4 protein-coding genes are annotated in these 3329 nt (G+C 69.2%); 2 read left to right on the forward strand and 2 right to left on the reverse strand.

Annotated elements, in window-relative coordinates:
* The first annotated feature begins 15 nt into the window (after positions 1 to 15).
* On the forward strand, positions 16 to 588 hold the full coding sequence (locus Q0A33_RS03820) for an ATP-dependent Clp protease proteolytic subunit (RefSeq protein ID WP_291793364.1): 573 nt from the start codon (positions 16 to 18) through the stop codon (positions 586 to 588).
* Positions 585 to 1181, forward strand: a complete 597-nt coding sequence (locus Q0A33_RS03825) for an ATP-dependent Clp protease proteolytic subunit (protein WP_291793354.1) — start codon at positions 585 to 587, stop codon at positions 1179 to 1181. Before Q0A33_RS03820 ends, Q0A33_RS03825 begins: the two co-directional genes overlap by 4 nt.
* Positions 1182 to 1318: 137 nt before the next feature.
* On the opposite strand, the gene Q0A33_RS03830 is transcribed toward Q0A33_RS03825, so the two are convergent.
* Both Q0A33_RS03830 and Q0A33_RS03835 read right to left on the reverse strand, forming a co-directional pair.
* A complete protein-coding gene (locus tag Q0A33_RS03830; RefSeq protein WP_291793357.1) occupies positions 1319 to 1687 on the reverse strand; it encodes a helix-turn-helix transcriptional regulator in 369 nt (122 codons plus the stop codon).
* Positions 1688 to 1951: 264 nt separating this feature from the next.
* Positions 1952 to 2884 carry a hypothetical protein gene (locus Q0A33_RS03835; protein ID WP_291793361.1) on the reverse strand — a complete coding sequence of 311 codons (933 nt, stop codon included), beginning with the start codon at positions 2882 to 2884 and terminating at the stop codon, positions 1952 to 1954.
* Between the last annotated feature and the right edge of the window lie 445 nt (positions 2885 to 3329).

The following is a 3329-nucleotide window of genomic DNA, read 5'->3' on the forward strand; positions in this document are numbered from 1 at the left end:
CTTCTCCCCCACCTCCTGCGGCAGCGACGGGCCGTGCTGTTCAACGGCGAACTCGACGACGACTTCGGCATGGAGATCATCGCCGCGCTGCACCTGCTCGCGGACGAGGACCCGCACCAGGACATCCACGTGTGGATCAACTCCCCCGGCGGCTCGGTGCCCATGATGCTCGCCATCGCAGACACCATCGAGGTGATCCCGTGCGACGTGGCCACCATCGCCTTCGGCTGGGCGGCCTCGGCGGGACAGTTCGTCCTCTCCGCAGGCACACCGGGCAAACGCCTCGTACTGCCCCACGCCAAGGTCCTCCTCCACCAGGGCTCCTCCGGGATCGGCGGCACGGCGGCAGACGTGGAGCTGCAGGCCGACGACCTCCGCCAGGTTCGCGACACCGTCCTGGGCCGCATCGCCGCCCTCACCGGCAGAACCTACGCGCAGGTGTTCGAGGACTCGCTGCGCGACCGCTGGTTCTCCGCGCAGCAGGCCATCGACTACGGCCTCGCGGACGCCGTGGTGACAGCGCCCGGACAGCTGCTCGCGCCCAGGCCGCAGGCGGCTGGGATCTCAATGGAAGGACAGCACGCATGAGCCAGTACACGATCCCCAATGTCGTGACCCGCGATTCCGGGGGCGAGCGCATCGTCGACATCTACTCGCGGCTGCTGAGCAGCCGGATCGTCAGCATAGGCACCGGCATCGACGACGGCGTGGCGACCACCGTCATCGCCCAGCTGCTGCACCTGGACGCGGAGTCGCAGGAGCTGCCGATCAGCCTCTACATCAACTCGCCGGGCGGCTCGCTCACGGCGATGCTGGGCATCTACGACACCCTGCAGTACATCTCCGCTCCGGTCGCCACCATCTGCGTGGGCCAGGCCGCCGCGGATGCCGCGGTGCTGCTGGCCGCCGGAGCCCACGGTCACCGCACCATGCTCCCGCATGCGCGTCTGGTGCTCCGGCAGCCGCAGGTGGAGGGAGGCCGGGCCGCGATCCCGGACCTCATCGTCGCCGCGGACGAGGTGGTGCGCCAGCGCAGCGCCGTCGAGGAGATCCTGCACCGGCATTCGGGGCGCAGTGTGGACCAGCTCCGCCGAGACCTGGACCGGGACCTCGTGCTCACGGCCCGGCAGGCGGTGGAGTTCGGCATGGCGGACGCCGTCGTGGAGCAGCGGGACATGTGAGATGGGCGCATGGGCCGGACCGGCAGGTCAGGCCGGAGGGGTGGGGCAGGCGGGACAGCTGAGGAGGGCCGGATAGGTGAGGCAGGCGGGATCCGCCCGGGGGCTCAAGCGTGGCGGCCGAGTCCGGCCTGGCGCGCTCAGGCGGCGAGCGCGAGTGTGGCCTGAGCTGCTCCGCTGTATGCACCAGTACCGCCCGCACTGTGCGTGATGCCGTGCGCGGAGTGCGCAGCGTGTGGGACGGCAGGGGTGTGCGGGACAGCCGGCTCATGGGCCGAGGCGAGCTGGGCGCTGAGCACCAGCACCTCCGGGAGCGTCAGCCGGAGCGCTCCCGCGATCGCCGCCACCATCTCCGAGGAGGCATCCTTGAGCCCGCGCTCCACCTCGGAGAGGTACTGGACGGAGACTCCGGCCAGGGCCGCGACCTCCCGGAGGGTGAGGCCCAGAGAGATGCGGCGCAGACGCATGACTCGGCCGAGTGTCTCTCGAAGCAGTGCTGTCTCCTCCATGCCGTCAGCCTAGGCAGGCCGGTCATCGCAGGACCAGCGCATCTGCTCACAGCAGAACGCCTCGCAGACGCCGCCCACGGGGAAGGCGGCATCGGGACCTGTCCTCAGCGCTCTCCGGCTGCTTCTCTCCGGTGGGCATTCAGCTCGGTCGTCATGGGGCAGAAGCGAGGGGCGTCCGGCATGCGAGAGCTGTCCCGTGGAGGCGCAGGCCGGGCGGATGTTCCACGTGAAGCACGAGGATGAGGCACGGCGGGTGGCCGACGGTCAGTGGATGACCATCTGCACATCGGCGGACTTCTGCCACTTCAGCGTCTTCACCAGACTCTTCTCACTGAGCGAGACACATCCCGCGGTGGTGCCGGAAGCGGTGTGCTTGTGGAGGAATATGGCCGAGCCCTTGCCCGGGGTGCGCTCCTCGTTGTAGCCGATCACCTGCGCGTACTTGTACGGGCCGGTCTGGTGGAGGGCCTCACCCCGGTATCCCTTCGACCTGCGCTGCATGGTGTTGTAGCCCTGCGCCTTGGAGGCCTTGCCGTCCACCCACACGTGGTCCTTGGTCACCGTCGTCCACTTCTGGTGGTCGAGACCGGGGTTCTTGCTGGTGCCGAATCCGCCACGCATCCAGAAGACGCCGGCGGGGGTCTTCCCATCGCCTTCGCGCTTCTTGGACGTGACGCCGTTGTAGCCGAGGTGGCCGGTGTAGGAGGTGTTGTCGCGCACGTAGCGATCCCCCTTCCTGCTGCAGAGGTAGACGTCTGCCCTGGAGGTGGAGGTCTGGCGCACTTCGATGACCTGCTGAGCCTTCACACCCTTCCTGCCGTCCAGGTACGAGCAGTAGAGGGTCTTCTTCTTGGGCTGTGTCTTCTTGGGCGTCTGCGTGGGGGCGGGATCCGAAGCGCCCAGTCCGGCCTTCGCACTGCCCACCTGTGCAGACTCGCTTCCAGCCCCCGTGCTGTCCTTCCCGGCCGCCTCGCTCTCCGAGCCGTCGCCGTTCCCCGAGTTCCCATTCCCCGAGCCGTCGTTCCCCGCGCCGCCCGCGTCAGAGCTCAGGTCTGCCGCGCCCGGCTGCAGATCCGTGACCCGGGCGGTCAATGCGCCGGGCTTCTCCTGCGCCTGTGCGGGCGCCGCGCCCATCACCAGGGTGATGCCTGCGATCGCGGCGACGATGCCGCCGGTCCATCTGCGCGCTGAGGACATGGCTGTGACTCCTGCTCATCGGGACGGAGGGGGAAGTGTGCGCCAGGGTCACGCACCTGTCATGACCCCGCACGGAACTGCCGTTCCTCTCCCCAATCTACGTGAGACCCTGCACCTCTGCCTCACATACGCCCGCCACGCACATTCGTACCTCCGCTCTCCCATCCCGCACACCCCTGCCCCTGCCTCGGGCTCTGCTCCGGACCTCTGCCCGGCATCGTGCGCCGGACCCGGACCTCTGCCCGGCCTCGGGCACCGAACCGGCCCCGGACCCCGGCTACGATCTCGTGTGATCGCTTTGCCCAGCCAACCAGCCGGCGGTGGCTGGGCGAAGTGATCACCTGACAATGGGCCTTCCGTGCGGTATGGCCCTTCCCGCATCCCACGCCCCTTCCCCGCTTCTCCTCCAGCCGGCGAGCGCCGCTGTCTCGGCCTCCGGGACCGC

The organism is Brevibacterium sp. (genome assembly GCF_022712115.1).
Classification (GTDB): domain Bacteria; phylum Actinomycetota; class Actinomycetes; order Actinomycetales; family Brevibacteriaceae; genus Brevibacterium; species Brevibacterium salitolerans.